Annotated in this window: 23 protein-coding genes and 3 tRNA genes; 12 read left to right on the forward strand and 14 right to left on the reverse strand. The window is 52.0% G+C overall.

The window, feature by feature from the left end; translation table 11 throughout:
* Position 1: 1 nt before the first annotated feature.
* Entirely contained in the window at positions 2-1771 is a 1770-nt protein-coding gene (glgP, locus tag FBF27_03475) for an alpha-glucan family phosphorylase (GenBank protein ID QJU09451.1), read from the forward strand.
* 24 nt (positions 1772-1795) lie between these two features.
* Here the strand turns inward: glgP and FBF27_03480 are convergent, their stop codons facing one another.
* Positions 1796-3319: a UDP-N-acetylglucosamine 1-carboxyvinyltransferase gene (locus FBF27_03480; GenBank protein ID QJU09661.1), complete on the reverse strand. Its 1524-nt coding sequence runs from the start codon at positions 3317-3319 to the stop codon at positions 1796-1798.
* Between the two features lie 67 nt (positions 3320-3386).
* On the opposite strand from FBF27_03480, the gene FBF27_03485 reads away from it, so the two are divergent.
* Positions 3387-4658: a serine hydroxymethyltransferase gene (locus tag FBF27_03485; GenBank protein QJU09452.1), complete on the forward strand. Its 1272-nt coding sequence runs from the start codon at positions 3387-3389 to the stop codon at positions 4656-4658.
* Positions 4659-4687: 29 nt separating this feature from the next.
* The gene (locus tag FBF27_03490; GenBank protein QJU09453.1) at positions 4688-5110 is read left to right on the forward strand and encodes a type II secretion system protein; all 423 of its coding nucleotides are present in this window, start codon (positions 4688-4690) and stop codon (positions 5108-5110) included.
* A gap of 80 nt (positions 5111-5190) precedes the next feature.
* Here FBF27_03490 and FBF27_03495 read toward each other — a convergent pair whose 3' ends face one another.
* From FBF27_03495 to murB, 5 genes are all read right to left on the reverse strand, one after another.
* Positions 5191-5628 (reverse strand): type II secretion system protein, encoded by a 438-nt coding sequence (locus tag FBF27_03495; protein QJU09454.1) that lies wholly within the window; start codon positions 5626-5628, stop codon positions 5191-5193.
* Positions 5629-5815: 187 nt separating this feature from the next.
* Positions 5816-6481, reverse strand: a complete 666-nt coding sequence (locus FBF27_03500; GenBank protein QJU09455.1) for a hypothetical protein — start codon at positions 6479-6481, stop codon at positions 5816-5818.
* Positions 6459-6872, reverse strand: a complete 414-nt coding sequence (locus FBF27_03505; GenBank protein QJU09456.1) for a prepilin-type N-terminal cleavage/methylation domain-containing protein — start codon at positions 6870-6872, stop codon at positions 6459-6461. The genes FBF27_03500 and FBF27_03505 overlap by 23 nt, the downstream gene beginning before the upstream one ends.
* Positions 6842-7456 (reverse strand): prepilin-type N-terminal cleavage/methylation domain-containing protein, encoded by a 615-nt coding sequence (locus FBF27_03510; GenBank protein ID QJU09457.1) that lies wholly within the window; start codon positions 7454-7456, stop codon positions 6842-6844. The genes FBF27_03505 and FBF27_03510 overlap by 31 nt, the downstream gene beginning before the upstream one ends.
* 20 nt (positions 7457-7476) lie before the next feature.
* A complete protein-coding gene (gene murB, locus FBF27_03515; protein QJU09458.1) occupies positions 7477-8505 on the reverse strand; it encodes a UDP-N-acetylmuramate dehydrogenase in 1029 nt (342 codons plus the stop codon).
* Between the two features lie 47 nt (positions 8506-8552).
* Between murB and FBF27_03520 the strand changes: the two genes are divergently transcribed.
* Positions 8553-8629, forward strand: a tRNA-Arg gene (locus FBF27_03520).
* A 50-nt stretch (positions 8630-8679) separates the two neighbouring features.
* Positions 8680-8756, forward strand: a tRNA-Arg gene (locus FBF27_03525).
* A 5-nt stretch (positions 8757-8761) separates the two neighbouring features.
* On the opposite strand, the gene FBF27_03530 is transcribed toward FBF27_03525, so the two are convergent.
* Genes FBF27_03530 through FBF27_03540 form a run of 3 tightly spaced genes read right to left on the reverse strand, consistent with a single transcriptional unit; the run spans position 8762 to position 13036 of the window.
* Positions 8762-10153 carry a hypothetical protein gene (locus FBF27_03530; GenBank protein QJU09459.1) on the reverse strand — a complete coding sequence of 464 codons (1392 nt, stop codon included), beginning with the start codon at positions 10151-10153 and terminating at the stop codon, positions 8762-8764.
* 37 nt (positions 10154-10190) lie between these two features.
* Complete coding sequence (locus FBF27_03535; protein ID QJU09460.1) at positions 10191-12680, reverse strand: ATP-dependent Clp protease ATP-binding subunit; 2490 nt, start codon at positions 12678-12680, stop codon at positions 10191-10193.
* Positions 12656-13036: a hypothetical protein gene (locus tag FBF27_03540; GenBank protein QJU09461.1), complete on the reverse strand. Its 381-nt coding sequence runs from the start codon at positions 13034-13036 to the stop codon at positions 12656-12658. The genes FBF27_03535 and FBF27_03540 overlap by 25 nt, the downstream gene beginning before the upstream one ends.
* 44 nt (positions 13037-13080) lie before the next feature.
* Here FBF27_03540 and FBF27_03545 point away from each other — a divergent pair, with 44 nt between their 5' ends.
* Both FBF27_03545 and FBF27_03550 read left to right on the forward strand, forming a co-directional pair.
* Positions 13081-14346 (forward strand): DUF1727 domain-containing protein, encoded by a 1266-nt coding sequence (locus tag FBF27_03545; GenBank protein ID QJU09462.1) that lies wholly within the window; start codon positions 13081-13083, stop codon positions 14344-14346.
* On the forward strand, positions 14343-15062 hold the full coding sequence (locus FBF27_03550; GenBank protein ID QJU09463.1) for a glutamine amidotransferase: 720 nt from the start codon (positions 14343-14345) through the stop codon (positions 15060-15062). The genes FBF27_03545 and FBF27_03550 overlap by 4 nt, the downstream gene beginning before the upstream one ends.
* A gap of 90 nt (positions 15063-15152) precedes the next feature.
* On the opposite strand, the gene FBF27_03555 is transcribed toward FBF27_03550, so the two are convergent.
* Positions 15153-15229, reverse strand: a tRNA-Pro gene (locus tag FBF27_03555).
* Positions 15230-15337: 108 nt separating this feature from the next.
* Here FBF27_03555 and FBF27_03560 point away from each other — a divergent pair.
* Both FBF27_03560 and FBF27_03565 read left to right on the forward strand, forming a co-directional pair.
* Positions 15338-15964, forward strand: coding sequence for a CPBP family intramembrane metalloprotease (locus FBF27_03560; GenBank protein QJU09464.1), 627 nt, complete (start codon positions 15338-15340; stop codon positions 15962-15964).
* A gap of 154 nt (positions 15965-16118) precedes the next feature.
* Positions 16119-16391 carry a hypothetical protein gene (locus FBF27_03565; GenBank protein ID QJU09465.1) on the forward strand — a complete coding sequence of 91 codons (273 nt, stop codon included), beginning with the start codon at positions 16119-16121 and terminating at the stop codon, positions 16389-16391.
* Here FBF27_03565 and FBF27_03570 read toward each other — a convergent pair.
* Positions 16361-16759 carry a hypothetical protein gene (locus FBF27_03570; GenBank protein ID QJU09466.1) on the reverse strand — a complete coding sequence of 133 codons (399 nt, stop codon included), beginning with the start codon at positions 16757-16759 and terminating at the stop codon, positions 16361-16363. The two genes, FBF27_03565 and FBF27_03570, sit on opposite strands and share 31 nt — an antisense overlap.
* Before the next feature lie 180 nt (positions 16760-16939).
* Here FBF27_03570 and FBF27_03575 point away from each other — a divergent pair, with 180 nt between their 5' ends.
* From FBF27_03575 to pncB, 3 genes are all read left to right on the forward strand, one after another.
* Entirely contained in the window at positions 16940-17617 is a 678-nt protein-coding gene (locus FBF27_03575) for an NUDIX hydrolase (protein QJU09467.1), read from the forward strand.
* A gap of 135 nt (positions 17618-17752) precedes the next feature.
* Positions 17753-18394 carry an isochorismatase family protein gene (locus FBF27_03580; protein ID QJU09468.1) on the forward strand — a complete coding sequence of 214 codons (642 nt, stop codon included), beginning with the start codon at positions 17753-17755 and terminating at the stop codon, positions 18392-18394.
* Entirely contained in the window at positions 18391-19629 is a 1239-nt protein-coding gene (gene pncB, locus FBF27_03585; protein ID QJU09469.1) for a nicotinate phosphoribosyltransferase, read from the forward strand. Before FBF27_03580 ends, pncB begins: the two co-directional genes overlap by 4 nt.
* Before the next feature lie 13 nt (positions 19630-19642).
* Here the strand turns inward: pncB and FBF27_03590 are convergent, their stop codons facing one another.
* The 3 genes from FBF27_03590 to rny are packed head-to-tail and all read right to left on the reverse strand — an operon-like array spanning position 19643 to position 22316.
* Complete coding sequence (locus FBF27_03590; protein QJU09470.1) at positions 19643-20281, reverse strand: 2,3-diphosphoglycerate-dependent phosphoglycerate mutase; 639 nt, start codon at positions 20279-20281, stop codon at positions 19643-19645.
* 20 nt (positions 20282-20301) lie between these two features.
* On the reverse strand, positions 20302-20829 hold the full coding sequence (locus FBF27_03595) for an NUDIX hydrolase (GenBank protein ID QJU09471.1): 528 nt from the start codon (positions 20827-20829) through the stop codon (positions 20302-20304).
* Positions 20826-22316: a ribonuclease Y gene (rny, locus tag FBF27_03600; protein ID QJU09472.1), complete on the reverse strand. Its 1491-nt coding sequence runs from the start codon at positions 22314-22316 to the stop codon at positions 20826-20828. The genes FBF27_03595 and rny overlap by 4 nt, the downstream gene beginning before the upstream one ends.
* Positions 22317-22453: the final 137 nt, after the last annotated feature.

Genomic DNA, 22453 nt, shown 5'->3' on the forward strand with positions numbered 1-22453 from the left:
CATGGATTCATATTCATACACAAACACTTCACCATACCAGCCACAGGACATCGAAGACGCCTCCGAATTTTATGACGTGATTGAGCGTAGCAGCCTAACGCATCAACTGTCTGAGTCACGGCCGTACGTTTACTGGACAATGGAAATTTATGACAAGGCCAACGGCATCAAAGGCGGTGGCGGCTTGGGTGTATTGGCGGCAGACACGCGGCGGGTAGCCGAAAAGCTAGAAGTGCCATTTGTGGCGGTGACGCCATTTTACCGCAGCGAATCACACCAAAAAATTACCGACCTCGCACAAACTGAATACGTCGAGAAGGTCTCGCCCCAGGAGTATGGCTTTCATTATATTGATGAGGTTTCGGTTAGCTCCGCCGGCTTTCCCGATGCTAGCCTCAGCGTCTTTCGCAAGACACTCGGCTCAACGCAATTTGTTACCATCTCAGAGCCAAACTTTGGGCAATTGTACGAAGGCGAAGGCTCGGGTGATCACCGGCTGTACCAAGAAGTGGCGCTTGGGTTTGGCGGCTATAAAGCCTTGAAATTACTCGGCATCAAGCCAGCCGTCATCCAGCTCAACGAAACCGCAACAATTTTTGCGGCATTGGCCCGGCTGGACGAGCTATGCGCCAACGGCATGAATTTATATGAAGCAATCGTCTACGTGCGTAAACACACGCTCTACACCAACCACACCCTGCTCCAGGCGGCTGAACCAGAATTCCACCGCTCGCAATTTGAAAAATTGGTACTGCCAAACCTCAAAAGCAACGCTGTGCGCTGCTGGCTGATGGAGCAATTTCGGGGAGACCACTTGCGACCAAACTTGTTGGCGATTGAGCTGACCGAAGCCAAAAATGGCGTCAGTAAACTACACGCCCGCGTGGCAAATTTCCGCGACCGCAACAACGACAAGGTCAAGTTTCACGCCATCACCAACGGCATCGACCTGGAAACATGGGTACTGCCGGAGATCCTGCAGGCTTATCGTGAGCATACCATCCTTGATAAATTTGGCTTGCCAACAGAGCAGTATCAAGCGGCGATCGCCACGTTACCCGCCAACACCATTCGCTCACTCAAACGCGTAGGCCGGCTGGAGCTAAACCGAGTTCTTGTAAAGCGCAAGGACCAATACAACAACCCAGTTCACCTACCCGAGGACGCACTGGTGTTCGACTTCAAGCGACGATTCGCCAATTATAAGCGACCGCATCTACCATTTGAGCGCCCAGAAATGCTCAAACAGATTTTGCTCGATAGCAACGCTCACTACATTCTTGCCGGTAAAGTTCATCAGGGCGATCATGATATGTATCAGCAGCTTCTGACCATCCTCAAACTCGTCGATGGCGACCCTGTCCTACGTGAGCGCGTCCACTACATTCAAGATTACGACGAGACCCTGGGACGAGCGCTGGCGATTGGCTCAGATGTTGCTATCAACGTGCCGATCATTGGCCTCGAGGCCTGCGGCACATCATGGGAAAAAGACATTGCCAATCTCAAGCTACTTATCTCCACCAGTGACGGTGGTGTTGCCGATATCAAGCCAATCGCTTGTCTCGAAGTGAGCGGCGTGATCTCAGAGGACGAGACCACCTCGCTCTACGCTAATATGCGGCGGGCGGCACAAATTATCGCCAGCGATGAGCTACTGATGCAGTACATTCATCGCCAGCTCATAGCCTATCTACCGATCATATCGGGTGCACGGATGCTCAAAGATTATCTCAAGTTTCTGTTTCCCGCCCGCCATACGACCAAATAGAGCCAATAGCAGAACACTCCGTAGCTACTCGGTGATAACTTCAATCTCTGCACCCAGTGAATTCAGCCGCTGCGCTAGTTCCTCGTAGCCGCGATTGATTGAATACACATCGCGCAAGATTGACACGCCCGGCGCCGCTAACATAGCGAGCAGTACCACAACCGACGGCCGCAGCGCTGGCGGCGCCACAACATCAGCGGGCTTCCACCTGGTCGGGCCAGTGATATACACCCGATGCGGATCAACCAGCTCAATCTGCGCATTCAATTTACTCAGCTCGGTGAAATAAATCGCTCGATTCTCATAACTCCAATCGTGCACCAATGTCCGACCTTTAGCGACGGTCGCAATCAGCCCCAAGAACGGCAAGTTGTCCATATTAATCCCCGGAAACGGCAGCGCGTGAATCTTGTCTTTTGGCGCAACCAACTTGGAGTGTTTCAGCGTGATATCCACCAAGCGAGTACGACCATTGTTGGCTGCATATTCCTCACTCAACTCATACTGCAAACCCATTTCCGCCAGTGTCGCTAGCTCAATTTCCAGAAACTCAATTGGTGCCCGGCGCACCGTGATTTCCGAATCAGTCACCACGGCCGCCGCGATAAAGCTCATCGCCTCGATCGGGTCTTCAGACGGGTAATAGTCAACCGCTGTATTGATGTGCGACCGGCCCGTGATTTTTAGCGTCGTTGTACCAATTCCTTCAATGGTCACGCCTAATTTCTGCAAGAAGAAACACACATCCTGCACCATGTAGTTCGGGCTGGCGTTGCGGATGATGGTGGTGTCTGGCGACAGAGCCGCCGCCATGATAACGTTTTCCGTCACCGTGTCGCCGCGTTCAGTCAATAAAATTATCCGATCGCCCGTTGTCGGCTCGACGCGCGCATGATAGTACCCACCCTCGGCCTCTACCTGCATCCCAAAATGCTTCAGCCCCGACAAGTGTGGCTCCACCGTGCGCTTACCGAGGTTACAGCCACCAGCAAATGGCAGCCGAAAATCATGATATTGATGAAGCAGCGGGCCAAGGAACATGATCACGGTACGCGTGCGCTTGGCAGCAGCGATGTCCATGTCCTCCAGCCTCAGCCGCGCCGGTGGTATAATTTCCAGGTCATTCTTTCGCAGCCAACGGGTTTTAACGCCAATCGAGTTGAGCACCTCAATGATCCGGTTAACCTCCTCGATACGTGCCACATGACGCAGTGTCGTTTTTCCCCTGTTGAGTAAGCTGGCACAGAGCAGCCCCACGGCCGCATTCTTGCTCGTTTTGACCGATATATCACCAGAAAGTTTTTTGCCGCCATGCACCCGAAAGTTCATCTTGCCCGAGTGATTGAGCGTAACGATGTTACAATTGAGCACATCGCTAATCCTCACTAGCATCTCGACACTAATATTTTGACCGCCGTTCTCGATACGATTGATGGCACTTTGTGATGTACCGATGGCCTCAGCTAGTTGTGTCTGTGTGAGGCCCTTGCGATTACGATTTTCGGTGATAATAACGCCGATTTTTTGGAGATAGTCATTCATGCTCATAGCGTACAATATATCACACATGATATATGTTGTAAAGTGCTATAATAGAGGAAAAGGAGGGAGTGTCATGCAAGATACGCAGGTCGCCGATTTAATTGCGGCAGAAATAAAACGGCAGCAGCTGGGGATCGAAATGATCCCAAGCGAAAATTACGTTTCAACTAGTGTACTCAAAGCGCTGGGCAGCGTCTTTACCAACAAATATTCTGAAGGTTACCCCGGACGACGCTATTACGGCGGACAAGAAAACACCGACCAAATTGAGCAGCTGGCGATTGACCGCGCTAAAAAGCTATTCGGCGCTGACCACGCCAATGTCCAGCCGCACTCTGGCGCTCAGGCTAATGAGGCGGTGTATTATGCGTGGTGCGAGCCTGGCGATACCATTCTGGCGATGGATTTGGCGCATGGCGGCCACCTGACGCATGGCGCGCCAGTCACCCGCTCAGCCCGCGAATATAAATTCGTCCGCTACGGCATCAAGGATGTCGAGACTGGCGAAATTGACTATGAAGAAATTCGCCGTTTGGCGCTGAAACATCGGCCAAAAATCATCTTGGCCGGCTTCTCGGCCTATCCGCGCGAGCTGGATTACGCCAAGTTTGCCGAGATTGGCAACGAAGTCGGCGCGATGTTGATGGCAGACATGAGTCACATCGCTGGGCTGATCGTCGGCGGCGTAGCCAAAAATCCGTTTGACTACGGCTTTCACGTTATCACTACTACCACGCACAAAACCTTGCGCGGCCCGCGCGGCGGCTTGATTTTGTCGAGAGGCATAGCCGGCAATCCTTTAAAACGACCAGGAAAAACCTTAGAAAACTTGCCAACGCTGATCGACCGGGCGGTCTTCCCTGGCACTCAAGGGGGCCCGCACATGCACACCATCGCCGCCAAGGCAGTGGCCTTTGGCGAGGCGCTGCACCCAGAGTTCACGGAATACGCCCAGCAAATCGTAAAGAATGCAGCCGTTCTGGCAGATGAACTAAAACGCGGCGGCTTGAAATTAGTAACAGGCGGCACCAGCAACCATCTGGTGTTAGCGGACATCTATGGCAGCTTCGGCATTGATGGTAAAACTGCTCAGGAGCGGCTAGAGGCCAGCGGTATCACCGCCAACGCCAACGCTATACCGAACGATACCCTGCCGCCATTCCGTCCAAGCGGCCTGCGCCTCGGCACGCCAGCGGTGACGACACGCGGCATGACGGAGGCGGAAGTCAAACAGATTGCCAAGTGGATTATCACAGCGATAACCGCAGAGAACTCGGCAGAATACACAAAAATTAAGCAACAAACTACTAGCCTTGCAGCGCGTTTTCCGCTACCATATAACTAATACTAAATAACTTGGGGGGCAAATCAGAAATGATTTCTTCAAACAAAACTAAAGGTTTCACATTGGTTGAGCTCTTGATCGTTATCGTGGTCATCGCTATCTTGGCTGCTATCTCGATAGCAGCATACAATGGTGTATCCAACAAAGCTCGAGACGGTGAAAGACTAGCCAGTGCACGCGACATTATCAACGCCGCCGCTGTGTACAACTCGGAAAAAGGCCACTGGCCGACGATAGCAGAGTTAGGGTCATTTAATACAATAAGGCTATCCGATCAAATCAAAAATAATCTCGGAACTACTACACCAAGTCCAACCGACAAAAGCAAGTATCTATATGAGTTGTGTGGAACTGGTCCAAACGCTACTGGAGCAAAAGTTACCTATTGGAAAGAAGCTGTCGATGGACATGAGCCTCATGAGAAGATAGTCAGCAGTGGTAGCGGTTGTTGAAAGATAATACAGTATAAAATAAATCCCGGAACTGACCGGGATTTATTTTATACTAATTGCTGTTTCTTAGTATGGGAATACTATGAACACTTACCGCTTGTTACTTCTTGGACGTGGTTTGTACCCGCATCAATATCTTTCCAATAGCGCACCTTGACACCTGTTGCTTCATCCTGAACAGTAGTAGTGCCGCCATCCTTGCAGAACTGATATGCATAGTGGTTTTTATTGCCATCCGTTGGATCGTTCCCGTCAGTTGCCGAGATTACGGTGCTTGGAACTTTAATAGTATTAAATGAACCAATCTCAGAGACAGTCGGCCACTTGTCTTTCTCAGAGTTATACGATGCAGCTGCATTCACAAGGTTACGCGCATTTGATTGACGCTCATCGTCACGTGCTTTTTGTGTCACACCATTGTACGCTACAATCGAAATAGCAGCCAAGATAGCGATGACCACGATCACGATCAAGAGCTCAACCAATGTGAAACCTTTAGTTTTGTTTGAAGAAATCATTTCTGATTTGCCCCCTATTTTTAGTTAGTTATTATTGTAACTTGATTGTAACAAAGCGATTATAAAAGCGCAAGCATTTTATGAATAATTCCCTGATTCGACTCACGTTGGCCACAAAAACAGAGGTAGTACCTCAAAGCACTTCCTGCTCGAAACGGGCGTTATCCACACGACCCACCCGAACCCGCTATGGACACGAGGCGCCGGCAGTGCCGTTTGCAGGAACATTGATTGACTTGATAAGGCGCTGGCTGGAGTACCGGATGTTTTCACCAGCAACAGTTTTAGTCACCCCGAGGCTGACCTTGAGCGTACCGTCGTTGATCTTGCAAACATTGAAATTGAGCACCGTACTGGTGTCGATGATCGTTTCGACTGCCCCGTCCAACTGCCAGATACGATCACTGGCACTCGGACATGAGCCATCGTACATCGTCTTGCGCTTGAGTTCCGAGCCGCTCTGGAAATACTCAGTGGTATAGGTCTTGGCATCAGCGATGGCAACCGCTCCCCACGCCACACCGCAATCACTTTTTTGGATCAGACGCCGCGTCGGGCTGTAGGGGTTGTCGCTGGTGGCGAGACTATGCATGCGCACGTACGACGAGGTTGTTCCCTCAAGCGTAGTACTAAGCCGCACGTCCGCCTCAATCCGATCAAGCGCCGTTAGCACATCGCTCTGTAGTTGTGACCTGGCACTAGTGATCATTGATGAGCCAGTAAGGTTGATAATTAGGCCGATGATACCCGCCAGCACCAAGATAATGACTGGCGCAATCGCCAAGATCTCGATCAGCGTAAATCCCCGGCTGCGCTGCCGCCGATTAGAATTAGCCCGAAATGTACGTCGCATGCACCACCTCCTGCGCTGGCGTTCCATAAGTAATAATCACTGCGACGCGAATCACTGCGACGCTGTTTGGCACTTTACAATATTCGACTCGAGCACGTACTGGATCCGGCAATGTTGGCGTGGTCGGTGGTGTCACGTGTTCAGTCTTGACCGCACCGCTGCCACAAACTTCAGACACCGTTTTGTACAGGCCGCGTTCACGCAGAATGCTATATCCGATACTGGCGGCCTCCGACGTACGGCGAGCCTCAGTATTGCGCGCCAACACCGCCCCATACAGTTGGTAGCCGCTCATTATAAAGATCCCGGCGATAATCAAGGTGATCATCAGTTCGACAACGGTGAAACCGCCCGCATGTTTTAGAGACGTTTGCTGTTGAGTACTTGCCATTTACCCGGCTCCTTTGTTTCTAAATGATAAAAAATCGTATAGCGCCGACAGGCCGTACCTATCTCGTCACACACGCCACCGTAAACCCCAGCAATGTAGACGTACGCACCGTTCGGATAATTAGTAATCTTGGTGTTTTCGTAATCATCCTTCTTGGCAAACAGCTGACCCACGTTAGCGATCGGATTGACACCGAATGTACCGTTAATCGCCGAAATAAGGCGTTCTCGATCCAGTGGGCCGGTCTTGGCGGCACCACCCAGTTCGTCAAACGCCGCTGCAAACTGCGCCGCAGTCATCTTGCCAGCACCGCTGGCGCCAGAAACATACGCCGGATAGCCGCCAGCAGGCTTGATGACGTTACCGGCACTGTCACGAATTTCCCGCGGATAGACGCTCTCGAGGTAGTTCTGCAAGGCTAGCACATCGGCCTCACGCTCCTTATCGCGTGCCGCCGCCTGATAATTACGAAAACTTAATGTCGCGAGCACCAGTAAAATCGCCATGACGGCAATAGCAATGATCAGCTCGACTAGCGTAAACCCCCGTCCCTTCATACCCCCATCATACTCGGAAATATGCATAAGCGCAAGCGTTTTGGCGCTCAAATTTCCAACGGTTCTTGCTGAATCTGGATATGGAACTTGTCGTAGACTGCCTGGATGATGGCGTCACGTGCCGCCGCAAGATCATGGTAGCTGGTCGCCGACTCGTTGATCAGTACCAGCGCGTTCTTATCGTGCACCCGCATACCGTGAAGCAACGCCCCCTTGAGCCCAGCCTGTTCAATCAGCCAACCCGTCGGCACCTTGTGTCGGCCGTCCGGCATGTCATAGGACGGCGCATCCGGATACTGTTCACGAAGTTCATTCAGCTGCCATGATTCGATCAGTGCGTTCTTGAAGAATGAACCAGCGTTGGGTCGCTCGGTCGGATCGGGCAGCTTATCAAACCGAATCGCCATAACCGCGTCACGGATCACCTGCGGCGTAAAGGTCGTGATGTTCATGTTGGTCAAATACCGCTGCAAGCCGGCATAGAACGGCGGTTTTGGCGCTGCGTGATGGAGCTTGATGGTAATTGAGAGAATGCAATAGCGACCGCTCGCCTCACCACGAAAAATACTATGCCGATACGAAAACCCGCACTCCGCTGCGTCTAAGGTCACCACCCGGTCAGTCAGCGAGTCGTACGCCTCCAGCTCAGTGAGCACATCAGCGACTTCCTGGCCATACGCACCAACGTTCTGCACCGGCGCGGCGCCGGCTGTACCAGGGATGGCCGACATCGCCTCGATGCCGCTCAGGCCCATGGCGACCGTACGCTTGACTACATCGTCCCATATTTCACCAGCACCAACCTTAATCGTTGCGGTCTGACCATCATCAGTTAGCACTTCAAATCCCTTGATTCGATTGAGCAGCACCGCCCCCGCAAACCCTTCGTCGCGAGCGATAACATTACTACCGCCGCCCAAGACAAAGATCGGTATGCCCTGCACCTTGGCACTGTTATATAACTCTCTAACCTCATTCACCGACGTCGCCGATGCCATAAAGCGTGCTGCGCCACCGAGCCGCATCGTCGTATACTGGTGCAGCGGAATCTCTGTTCGTATCTCCATGTGATACATTATATCATTTCTGTTTCGGCGCGGTGCGTGGTATAATATCCTCGTGTGCACCCGTAGCTCAGTGGATTAGAGTACTTGGCTTCGAACCAAGTGGTCGCAAGTTCGAATCTTGCCGGGTGTACCATTGAATTTCGCGCTTTCCCACCGGACCTTTTCCCGTTAGCGCGTTAGTGTGCCCCGTTAGCTCAACTGGATAGAGCGTTGGTTTCCGGTACCAAAGGTTGCAGGTTCGATTCCTGTGCGGGGTACCACTATACTAGACGATACCCTGGTCGATGACGGGGTATTTTTGTTGGAATTCCTCAGTTGTTGGCAATGTCAACTTGCCGTCTGTCATGACTTTGATTTCACCTTGAAAATGATCATATGCCTCATATACCGACAGGCTGGGGGTTATCATCCGCGGTAATTTATGGATGAAGTCCATTGCCCATATTATTGCTGGTGTATAGACGTCTTGTTCACCTCCACTAAAACCTATCAGCGTTTCTCCGCTCAGAGACCACATCAACTCATCATGAAATACTTTCGCTGGTTGATACTTAATTTCTTCTTCGGTAACGGTCGTGAGGCGCTCTATCGTGGCATCGAACTCGCGCCGCGATTGCTCTTTTTGTCCTAATTCCCGCACGTCATCAAAGAGCTGCAATAGAGCCGTTGACAAAAATCTATCAGCATGAGCCTGCTGCGTTTCTAGCTCGCTGAAGTCAGTTGTCATGCCCATATCACGGCGCACTCCTCGCGCCACCCGTTCGTACTGTATCGCATCACATGTCTTTTGATATTCTTGGTACTTGTCAGCAAACGTAAGCGCAGCAGGACTATATTGCGGCGTACTAAACATAAACCAAATATCTCTGACATTTATCTTTCGTAGGTCAAGATCCCAATAATCTAGATCAGTGTGGTTCGGATTGATTTTTCTTATAAGAGAAGACCAATCCGAACCGGCAGCCCACCATAATGTTCTCCTTTCCAGCTCCTCATTAATACGATCAAGGTCAATAATAATATTGTCAGGACAGTTGTATATTGCCTGGCTGAAGCGCGTCACCTGCTCTTCAAACCATTTTTTCTCTGTAAGTTGAGCGCCGACCGCACCCATTGCACCACCCACAACAGCCCCAGCCGTCGTTAGCAGTGGCTCACCGGAACTGAGCAGCAATGCGCCACCGCCAGCAACAAAACTACCGAGACCGAGAGCGCCTATATCTCGCAGTGTCAATTTAGTATGTTGATCCTTCTGGGTTACATCATTAAGTTGCCCCGCGATATCCACGAGAGTCGGATCTTGACATATAATAATGTAGTTTCGAAATATACGATCCTTGCAACCATCAGTCTGCATATACCAGATGGAGTTCAAGCACCCTCCCAGAAGTACTCCGTCTGCGACGACACGATAGGGTTTTTGTATCTTATTTAAGAGGTCTAGGTCTAGATTAGTCGGCTCCTCACCCTTTTGTGTCTGAACAGGTGCCAATACCTTGACGCCCCCTCGCGGTATGGCACGACGTGTCCGCTCGGTTAGTTGTCCACTTTCATCAATAAAACCACTCGCCACGAGCTCTTCAATTGAGTTGGGGTTGAGTGATCGCTCTTTAACCTCATTTCCGTAGCTGGAAAATTCTATATTACTCTGAACCACGCCCTCATTATACCACATTATAAATATATTTGCAACTCTACTGTCCGAGTGATATCGGCGGCACGCCCGGACCTGGGGGCACCATACTACTGCCGTCGGCCGCCTCGCCGACCACCGCTCGTATCTGCTCCGCCGTGATAATCGTCGTTGAGCCCGGAGCGACAGAGCCAGCGAGCAGCTGCTTGGCGACGGTATTCTCGACAGCTCGCTGCACCACGCGGCGCATCGGACGAGCGCCAAGGCGCGGGTCATAGCCAGCGTCAACCAATATTTTTTTGCCCGCCTCTTCGACAGCGACTTGGATTTTTTGTGGCGCCAGCGTTCGATTGATACCAGCCAAAATGAGATCAACGACCTGCAGCAGCTCTTCTTTGCCCAAGGGACGAAATAGCACAATCTCATCAAACCGGTTGAGAAACTCCGGACGAAACAGATTGGCATTAATCAGCTCGTTGATAAATGTTTGCTCAAACTGCTCCAGCTGGTAGCCACGCTCGATGTATTCGCGAATCCGCTCAGCGCCAGCATTCGACGTCGCAATGACTAGGCAATCACGAAAACTAATGTCGCGGTTTTTCTCGTCGCGTAAAATTCCCTCGTCTAGTAGCTGCAAAAGCGTCGTGAGTACCTGCGGGTGGGCCTTTTCAATTTCATCGAGCAACACCACCGAGAATGGTCGCTTTTGCACCTGGGCAGTCAAGCTCATCGGATCATTCGCCCCATCAGCGATCAAGCGCGCCACGTCCTCGGCCCGCACAAACTCGTTGAGATCCAGCCGGATTAGGTTGCCCTCGCCACCAAAGTAGATATCCGCCAGCGCTTTGGACAGCTCAGTTTTACCGACACCAGTTGGGCCAAGGAACAGAAACGTACCAATCGGCCGATCAGGATTGCGCACGCCGGCACGCGCTCGCCGGATCGCATCAGAGATGACGCTGACGGCGCGCGTTTGGTTGATCATGCGCTGATGAATCAGGTCTTCGAGGTTCAAGAGTTTTTCCCGTTCGTCGTCAGTCGAGGCGATCGCAATCTTGATACCCATGGTTTTTTCGACTGCATTATCAACCGACTGGGCCGTCACGAGACCGGACGACGCATAATGAGCTGCCGCCTCCAGCACCTTGAGCGCCCGACCCGGCATCGCCACGTCTTGGACGTACCGCTCGCCGACGCGGTAAGCTTCAGCGATGGCTTGATACATGTAGGTCACTTTATGGCGATGTTCAAGGCTGATCAGCTGATCGCGCATAATCCGCACCGTCTCCTCGGGCGATGATGGCTCGATAACGATGGTATTGAGCGCCGTCGCCAGCTGAGAATTACGCTGAGAAATCTGCAAGTAGCGCTGGCTATCCATGGTCAAGATAATTCGCAGCCTGCCCGCCTCCAAAATCGGTAGTAGCAAATTACTCAGATCAACCGAACCAACGCCCTCCTCGAAAAACAGCTGAGCATTATCGAGACACAAAATGACATTCTTTGACAAAAATGCTTCGTTGAGGATCTGCGTCACCAATGCCTCCAGCTCACCCCGACCAGCCGCCGCCGAGATCAGCGACGAGGCGTCCAAGAGGAAAATCTGCCGATAGAGAAGCGACGACGGCACGGTTTTATGTCCATCAATGAGCATCTCGGCGAACGCCGCCACGACCGTACTTTTGCCAGCCCCATCAAGCCCGACCAGCGCTGCATTTTGCCGGCCGTTCGAGCCAAAAATTGTCATCAGCTGCTCCAGCGCCGCCTGATGAGCGTCCAGCTGCGAGATCATCGTCCCGCCCGACACCTGCAGGCTGAGGTTCTGGGCGAACCGGCTCAAGAGTGGCGTATAGCCAAACGACCAGTCGCGAGCGATACCGCCGGTGTGAAGCGGCTTTTGCTTGAACTGCTCGATCAATGACTTGAGGCGTTCATACCACATAATACCGCTCAGCACATCACGAAAATCAATTTTTAGATTTGCCAGCAGAGCGTCATGATTCGGAAATTGCTCAACGATCGCCGCCGCCAGCACCGCACCCGTTACCTTCGGGCTATTGGTGTCACGCCAAATTCGCAGCGCTGATTGCCACACGGCCGGCGTGTTATTTGGATCATCCGAAGCGATATTCGCCAAAAAGTTCGGCGTTAACCCTAGTCGCACCCCGAGGAATTGCCCGGCCCGCGACTGACCAACCGCCAGCGCGATCTCTTTTGGCGTCGGTCGCTGACTCAGGCGGCCCAGCACATCCGCTGCCATCACATCATCAATCGTCTCCGCTCGCACACTCACCGCCATCGTCTTGAGATCGCCCTGCCACCACACACTGAGCATCACCAATGGCCCCACTAGGCCAATCATCAACCAGCCAACCGGCCCGTGCTTGATCAATAGCCAAACGCCGCCCAGACCCAATGCAACAGCAACGAGCACCACCAAGACATGCCAGACCGCACCAAACCGCGCCGTAAACCGTGCCTTTTGCGCCCGCAAGCTGTGATAGCGAAACTCCGGCCGCACCTCGTTCATGCCAAAACCCTCATCTGCCACAAGATAATTCCTATCACCGGCGTTACGGGTAACAGCGCCCACACCACGATGCTGCCGACCGCCCACACCGCCCGCAGGCTGATAACCACCAGCCCCGCAAACAGCACCAGAAGCCGCACTACTGTGCCAACTGCCCGCGAGAACAGTCGGTCGAAAAAGGCCTGTATCTTGACAGCGAGCGGCGCCTGAGCACGAATTTGCCCTGCGGAAATTTGGCGAAATGGATCAAACAGCGTCCGCACCAACAAACCGATTGAGAAAAAATCGGCCGTCCGCAGCACACCGAGACCAACGCGCTGCATATGCCGCCGCCAGCCTGCGCCATACCACCACTGGAAAATACCCACCAAAAACATAGTTCTATTGTAGCATACTGCTTGGGCACGGTATAATACGAAATATGTCACGACAGATTCTCAGTACACTCATCGGCAAAACCGTCAAACAAGCCGCTCGCCTGCGCGGTGGCGGCTCGGCACTCCCGGGGTTAGTTATCGAAAAGATCGACCCGGGTTTTATCACTCGTACCCTGGCGCAAATACCGCACGGTGTGGTGGTTATCAGCGGCACGAATGGCAAGACTACCACCACTAAAATCGTCGTTGAACTGCTCGAGGCGGCCGGCCTCAAGGTTTTTACCAATCGCACGGGCAGTAATTTCTCGCGCGGCGTGGCGGCGGCGCTGCTCGGCGAGGTAGATATGCGCGGGCGGCTGGATGCCGACATCGCGGTGCTGGAGCTTGACGAGGCCTGGGCGGTCAAGTTTGTTCAATTAGTACCGCCACGCTACAGTCTGCTGCTCAACGTCATGCGCGATCAGCTGGATCGGTTTGGCGAGATCGACACGGCAGCTGGTTTCTTGGCAAAAATCGCCCAGGCAACCACTGATACCGTGGTGCTCAACCGCGACGACCCGCGTATCTACCGCCTGCACCAAAACACAGCGGCAGACGTAGCGTTTTTTGGCACAACCGACCAGCTGCTCGAGCTGATGCCGACTGACGATGCGCTCAAGACCGGCCAAGCTCAGGCAAATCAGACGGCTCCAGCCGACGTGCTGCTCGCTGACATTGATAAGCAAACGGCAACCTTTCAGATTGATGGGGCCAAGCATGCAGTGCGGATGCGGCTGAATGGCGTATATAATTTATTGAATGCAGCAGCGGCGCTGAGTTTGGTCCGACAAATTACGGGAGAGAAAGCCGAGTTAACGACACTACTAGGCACCCTGTCAGACGTAGCGCCGGCATTTGGCCGAGGCGAGACCATCGTGATTGACGGCACGCCGATTGAGCTAATTCTCGTGAAAAACCCGAGCGGCTTTCGACTCAGCCTGCTGTCATTTGCCGACGGAACAGCCGATACAATGATTGCTATCAATGATAATTACGCTGACGGACGCGACGTTAGTTGGCTGTGGGATGTGGACGTTTCACGCCTCGAGCAGGTGGCGGTGGTCAGCGGCGTGCGCGCTCATGATATGGCGCTGCGGCTGGAGTATGACGACATTACGCCAGAAATCATTGAGCCAGATTTGGCGGCGGCGCTGGAGAAATTGCTAGCCCATCATCCACGCCAGCCAAAACATATTTACTGTACCTACACAGCGATGATGCGACTGCGCAAATTATTATCAATCAAAACCGATGTGGAGGCCATCCGATGACGATCACGATTATTCAATTGTATCCGCGCGATATGAATCTCTATGGCGACTGGGGCAATACGCTGGCGCTGAAAAAGCGGCTGGAATGGCGCGGCTTTACGGTACGTATTATTGATCATAATCCGGGCGATACGACTGATTTTATGGCGGGAGATATATTCATCGGCGGTGGTGGTCAGGATGCTGGGCAAGAAATTATCCAGGACGATTTGCTGGCGCGAGCGGATGAGCTACGGCGCTTAGCAGAGAGCGACGTGCCAATGCTGATGATCTGTGGTATGTATCAATTGTTTGGCCGAGCGTTCACCACACACGAGGGACACGTGATTCGCGGTGCGGGGATTTTACCGCTGGAGACATACGCCAAGGCAGAACGCCTGATCGGCAATATCACGCTCGAGAGCGAGGAGTTTGGACAGATCGTTGGTTATGAAAATCATAGCGGCCAGACGCTGCTTGATGAAGGAGGGTTGCCGCTGGGGCGCGTGGTGCGGGGCGCTGGTAATGACGAGACTGGCCAAATCGAGGGCGCGAGGCTGCACAATATCGTGGCGACGTACCTGCACGGGCCGATCTTGCCAAAGAATCCACGACTCGCTGATTTTTTGATCACCGCGGCACTCACGCGAAAAGGCTATACAGATAAACTCAGCGCACTGCCCATCGACCGCACCGCAGAACATGCCCAGCGGGTGGCGATGGAGCGAGGGCGATAAGCCAACCAGATTAGGTTCACATGCAACCTTCTGCGACAAAAATGCCCCCGGAGCGGAGCTCCGAGGGCGTGTGTTCGAACAAGATGAGTGTGGTCGGGGTGAAAGGACTCGAACCTTCGACCTCACGGTCCCAAACCGCGCGCGCTAGCCAACTGCGCCACACCCCGAGAAGCTAATCTCGATACTCACTCCGCTCCATTCTACCACACTTTACACATTAAATACAGCAATAATTAGTGATTTCAGTTAATATATAATTGTACTCTCTCATTATCATGCCTAATACTAATCACACCACCCACACAACTCACCGCCGACAAATGATATATCTCTATGCCATTGTCTGCGTGTATCTCATGTTGCCTATCCTCATTTGCATCGGTGTCATTCCTTGGAATATGAAATTCGTGGCACTTATAGTCGGTGCAGTGATGATGTATATATTAATGCGAATTCTCGGCAATACGCATAGTGACATCGGTATTACGCGGCAACGTACCATCTATTCACTCAAAACCGTGCTACCGATAACTATAGTTCTCCTTATCGCAGCCGGGCTGTTTCTACTCCTCGAAAAGCCTCGATTCTCACCAACCGAAGGAATAGGATTTTATGTATTTTATATTCTCATCTCGTGCCCGGCACAAGAATTGTTATTCCGCGGTATCCTCAGCCGTATGCTGCAAGAACTACGGCTGCACCGGGTGTTGGAGCTTGGCGTAGCAGCCGCCCTTTTCGGTTATGTACATATCATCTACGGCGATATGCTCACTGTTGTTATCATGAGCATCGTTGGCCTTTTCTGGTACCGAGCGTACCAGCGCTCATCAAACCTCATCGGCGTAACAATGAGTCACGTGATACTTGGCGTGATGACGATTGCTCTAGGGATTATTGATTGACATTGGCCACCCCTTTTGTTTAATGGTCAATAAGATGGGGATGGATTGGCCAGAGCCACCTCCCGGGAAGGAATTGTGGGATCCCCCAGGGAGGATTGAAGTCTATGTACATTCAGGACTTTCTGAGGCCTATGGGGTTGATGAGACTGTCGGTATGGATAAAGTAGTCTCGGAGGATAATATTCGTAGAGCCAGGGCATGCCGGGAGATTGGTGATCAGATTGAACAGGGGCTCATTGACAAGAAAGAGAGTTACCGAAGGATCGGTGAATTGCTTTTAAGTCGCGACCACTTTTTCATCTCAGAAGAAGAACTCGCCGAGCGAGGAATCAGTCTGGCAGCCCTGATCAAGATCGCAGAGCGCAGAGATGATCCGGTAGATGATGGGTATGGTGGCTATTCTACTGGGAATTCCGCACATGAATAATGCACCAAACCAATCTCATCAACCTCGACCGAAGCAATCCCCGTGTCTGCTAATGAGCGGAGTTCCTCTCTTGTCTTTGCTACGGGGTTGGTAGTAAGGAAGGCTATCCTCCCTACATCACCTGATTCACCAGCCATGAGGGCTTGAAGCGCGTTCACATATCGTCCCCTCATCGGATGCCTTAGAGGTAGTTGACGAACTTGAACGGCCAGCAATGCCGCTGCTGCCAGTAATCTTTGGCCCCTCTCGTGCTGCAGGTAAGGTGACTCTACGGTTTGGCCAGGGATCTGGTCATCAATGTCAAGATTATCAGGGCGCCCCTCACGGCGTGCCTTTCTCTTAAGGCTGCCTCCTTCGACGATGGGCACCCTGAAACACTTACTATTCTCGACAGCTACGTGACGACGCTCGGACCCATTGGATTCTCTTCGGGGGGCTGTAGTGGTTCTTCCTTTCATTTCCCAGCTATTATTACACAATTCACATCAGTCTTCAAGGCCACAATGTCTGCCTTGGCAAACTAGCTACTTCAGGGTACTATATATTGTATGAAATACACGAAACCATACGTTCCACCGACGCTAACCGTTGACGCCGTGATATTCCAAATTAGTAACGGCGCACTAGAAGTCCTGCTCCTAAAGCGCCCCAACGAGCCGTTTAAGGGTGAATGGGCGCTGCCCGGCGGATACAACGCCAAGGGCGAGACAACGACAGCCGCACTGAGACGTATCGTTACCCAAAAAACGGGCGTGGATGTTGAGAATAACTTGAGCTACATTGAGCAGCTCTACACCTTTGACACGGTCGACCGTGACCCACGAGGACATGCTGTATCGGTGACATACCTCGGGTGTGGGCGTACTATCCCGCTCGACGAGGCGACGTCGCACGCGACATTTTTTGATGTACATAATCTACCGCCACTGGCTTATGATCACGCCAGCATTATTGAATACGCCAGAGAGCGACTGATCGCCAAGCTAACATATACGAATGCTGTGTCGGCATTTCTGGAGCGGCGTTTTACCCTGACCCAACTACAGAACGCCTACGAAATTATCTTTGATCGTGAATTTGATAAGCGTAATTTTCGCAAAAAATTCCTCAGCCTCAACCTCATTCATGAAACCAACGAGTTATGGCGTGACGGCGCACATCGTCCAGCAAAACTATACGAGTTTAATTCCCAAAACCTCGAGACGTTATCGCGGAGCTTTGATTAGCTAATATCACCAAGCCAGGGGCAGGATAGGGTATCAATTTTTTATATTATTTTACCAATTAGTGTTGACTACACAATAACTAGTTGCTAGACTATACAGTAAGTGTAGTTTATACATTAAGTAAGGAGGCAATCTATGGAAACAGTAAAACCAACTCGAAATGTACTTGTTGCCGTTGATGTGCAGCATGATTTTATCGATGGCAGCCTAGCAGTTGCCGAGAGTGAGCAGGTCGTTGCCCCGCTCAATACCATCGCCGAGACGGTGCGGCACCATGATGGACAGGTAGTTTTTACTCGCGACTGGCACCCTGCTAAAACACCACATTTTAGTAATTTTGGCGGCCAGTGGCCAGTTCATTGTGTCGCTGGCACAACTGGCGCTGCCTTTCATGATAAGCTTGACGTGCGACCCGATGACATTGTTATCAACAAAGGTATGGGTCAAACTGACGGGTATTCTGGTTGGGAGGGTCAGAGTGACACGGGCGAAACACTGGAGACCATTATCACACCACGAACACCTCACGAGAAGGTTAAAGTATTTCTCGGCGGGCTCGCAACTGACTTTTGCGTGAAGGCGACTGCTCTGGATATTGCCAACCACTTCCGAGACGATGCGCGCGTTTCCATCCATCTACTGCGAGAGGCTATCCGTGCTGTTGGACTCACACCGACTGACGAAGAAGAGGCCTTAGCCGCCATGAAAGAGGCCCACGTTCTGGCGGTTTCAACCAGTGAGGCTAAAATGATGATGATCGAAAGGAGTGTTCAATGAACCGTGAACCTAAATTATCACAAGGCCTAGATTACTATAAGGCGACCATGGGTCAGCTGGAGCACGCCAAGCATCCTGACGCCGAGGTCACCTTCACCTTGAAAAACCGCGCTCCTACCCTGCTATCAGAATTTGTGAGCGCAGAAGAATTACGCAACCGGCTCAGTAACGTGGCAAACGGCTGGCAACCTGATGAGATCGCCTATCTCGCCAGCCTACAAAATCAAGACGGTACAGCACAATTCACGCCAGAATACCTTGACTTTTTACATGACAATCCCCTACCGCCTGTTGACATTGGTTATGATGAGCGCGGCGATTTAGCGGTTAGTACTACAGGCAAATGGCCACTGGTTACGTTTTGGGAAACAGTGGTCATGAGCGAGCTGAACGAATTATATTTCCAGAATAAACTTGCCCATGAAGGTAGTTCGCTAAAAGAACTATATGCCGAAGGAGATCGGCGCTTAAGCGAGAAAATTGATATGTTAAAAAATCGCCCAGACATCAAGTTCTCGGACTTCGGCACGCGACGACGGTTTAGCTACGACTGGCAAAAGCATGTCATTGAGCGCGTCGCACGTGAACTTCCTGATAATTTCGTTGGCACTTCAAATATTTATTTGGCACATGAGCTTGGCTTGCAGCCAATTGGTACATTCGCACATGAATTACCGATGGTTTACGCAGCACTAGCCGACAAGGCCGGCGACAATCCGTTAGATGGCCACTATCAGGTACTCCAAGACTGGCGGCAGCTGTATGGCGAAGGTTTATCAACCGCCCTAACCGACACATTTACGACAGAGTTCTTTTTCGCTGACTTCACACCGGAGCAAATGACTTCATGGCAGGCTCTGCGTCATGACTCTGGCGACCCGATGCAGTTTGGTGATACGGTGATTACATTTTATGAACAACATGGTATTGATCCGCACGAAAAGACGATCGTCTTTAGCGATGGACTGGATATCGAGACAATTATCAAACTGGCTGATTATTTCAAGGATCGTATCAAGGTGACATTTGGCTGGGGCACAACACTGACAAACGACCTCGGGGTTAAGGCGAATAATTTCGTCATGAAAGCCACGGCGGTTGATGGTGTGCCGACAATTAAACTGAGCAACGTTGAGGGTAAGTACACGGGCCCAGATGATAAAATTGAAGAATATAAAACGTACGTAAAAACAGCGATCGGACATCAGGCGTTACGCCAATCGGTTGCCGCATGAGTAACGCAATCAGCTACGCGTTCACCGCCTCAATCTCCACCGACAATACGTCTTTATTCGTCGGTAGATCAGACGTCGGCTCAAAGGTGTATACCAATAGCTGGCCAAACGGCATTTCCACATGGGCCATGTCTGCTTCTGGCACGTGGTCGAGATGTTTCATCAGCGCGCGGATAGAATTACCATGCGCCACCAATAGAATGTTCTCACCTGCCTGTAGTTTCGGTAAAATCTCTCGCTCAAAGTATGGCACGACCCGCGCATAAACATCTTTGAGCGTTTCACCGCCCGGCACCGGATAGTCCCAGCCGCGTCGGATACCATTGAATGCTTCCTCGCCAATCTCAGCCTTGACTTCCCACTTATTTTTACCGGTCAGATCACCATAATCACGCTCGTTCAGCTCGGCTGCTTGCGTCGTCGGCAGACTGCCCATACCACGCCCTTCAAGCAGTGCTTCCAGCGTCTGATGCGTTCGCTTGAGCGCCGACGTATACGCCTCGTCAAAACTAATGTCTTTGAGTAGCGCGCCCAGCCGCACTGTGTCAGCTCGCCCCTTTTCCGTGAGCCCCACATCCGTCCAGCCCGTCCACTTGCCGAGCAGATTCCATTCACTCTCGCCGTGTCGACTGATAACCAATATTCCCATCATTCCTCCTCCGTTTATTTTTCCTACGAACCAAATCCCACGAATTGCGTAACCGCCTCTTGACGTTCGTCATCGCCGTCAACGATTAGCGTCTCGACATAGCCGCCTGGCCGATGATGAGCCCAATGTGGTATCGACCACGCAAACTCTTTGTTGCTCGCTAGCACTGCGTCGCGACTCAGGAACTGATAGGCATCAATTTCCGACTGCTGCAAGACAATTCGTTCCAGCCGCGCATCATCCAGAACCACCCGAAAGATATATTGATGCGCCAGTCCTTTGTCGCTGGAGCGTGAGGCCACCGCAAAAAATGAGACTTCCTCCTCGGTAACGACCAGCCCGACCTCTTCCTGGGTTTCGCGAAGTGCTGCCTGTAGCGGCGTTTCACCAGCGTCAACCATACCACCAGGCAGACTCCAATGCGTCTTGTAATACGCCTTGACTGTGAGCAGCTCACCCGCTGAATTTTCGATTAATAATGCGGCGCTGGCGATCCGAGTGTCCTGCGCCTTCTGCCATTCCTCATACGGCAACCAACCACTTTTTATCATTTTGCGTACTCGATCGCCCGTGTTTCGCGGATAACGTTAACCTTGATGGTGCCTGGGTACTGCATGGTCGATTCAATCTTGGTGGCGATATCGCGCGACAGTTTGAATGCGCTTAGATCATCAATGTCCTCTGACCGGACAATCACCCGCACTTCACGCCCAGCCGATATCGCATAGGCCTTATCAACGCCGGCAAAGCTGGTTGCTACATTTTCTAGATCGCGCATCCGCTCGGCAAAGTTCTCAGCCGAAATGTTACGTGCTCCTGGCCGAGCGGCGCTGGCAGCGTCGCACACTCGCACGATCAGTGCCTCTGGTGTCGTCGCCTCGATATCATCGTGATGCGCTTCGATGGCGTGAACGATCCGCTCGTCCATGCCGTATTTGCGCGCTAGCTCGGCACCGATGTGGTGATGCTTGCCCTCGATCTTGTGCGTCACCGCCTTGCCAACGTCATGCAGCAGTGTCGCGATTTTCGTGATGCGTACATCGGCACCAATTTCCTCAGCGATCATCCCCGCCATCTGGGCCATCTCGGTAGAATGCTTCAACACGTTCTGCCCATAACTCGTTCGGAATTTCAGCTCACCTAGCAGTCGCTGCATTTCCTTCGGGATGCCGACAACGCCCGTCTCGCGCATGGCATCCTCACCAGCCTGCTTGACTTCTTTATCGATCTGCTTTTTCGCCTTGGCGACGACTTCTTCGATGCGGGCCGGATGGATACGACCATCTTTCATCAATATCTCGAGACTCAAGCGAGCCACCTGCCGGCGAATCGGATCAAAACTCGACAACACGATCATGCCCGGCGTGTCATCCACCAAAATATCGACACCAGTCTCGCGCTGCAACGCCTGAATGTTGCGACCTTCTTTACCGATAATCCGACCTTTCATCTCATCATCAGTCAGCTTGACGGCCGTAACTGTTCGCTCAGCCGTTACCTCGCTACTCATCCGCTCCATCGCGGTGAGCAAGATCATCTGCGCCCGCTCTTCGGCATCATCCATAGCCTCGTGTTGTAATTTCGACACCAAGCCAACCAGGTCGTTCTTGATATCGCGCTCGGTCATTTGCATGAGCTTGTCGGCAGCATCCTTTTTCTTTAGGCCGGCAATCTTCTCGAGCTTCTCCTGCTGACGCGTGCGAATAGTGCGAATCTCTTCCTTGAGATTATCAACCTCATCTTCGTGCGTGCGCAGCTTCTCCGCCCGCTTGTCTAGTTCGTCCAATTTCCGATCCAGCGTCTGCTCGCGATCCGCCAACCGATTCTCGGTCTTTTGCCACTCGCGGCGGCGCTCATTTTCGATTTTTAAGGCTTCGTCCTTAGCCTTCAGGACAATGTCGCTGGCCTTACTCTTTGCCTCGGCAATGTCACGCTCAATTTGCGACTTGCCATTAGCTTGCCTTGTCCGCTGATAGGCGTAAAAACCGCCCACGCCAAGTGCCGCGCCAACCAAGCCGCCAATAACTATTCCTACCATATGATTTCCTTTCTTTTCTGACCAATCGCCCCGGGTATACACCCCGAGAAATGTATCAACGACTGACCATATTCAACTGATGCAATAGAGCGGCTCAGCCACTAATCTAAAACCGCCTACTTTTATTGTACGATATT

The sequence above is a fragment of the Candidatus Saccharibacteria bacterium oral taxon 488 genome (assembly GCA_013100805.1).
In the GTDB taxonomy this organism is placed as follows: Bacteria; Patescibacteriota; Saccharimonadia; order Saccharimonadales; family Saccharimonadaceae; genus Nanosynbacter.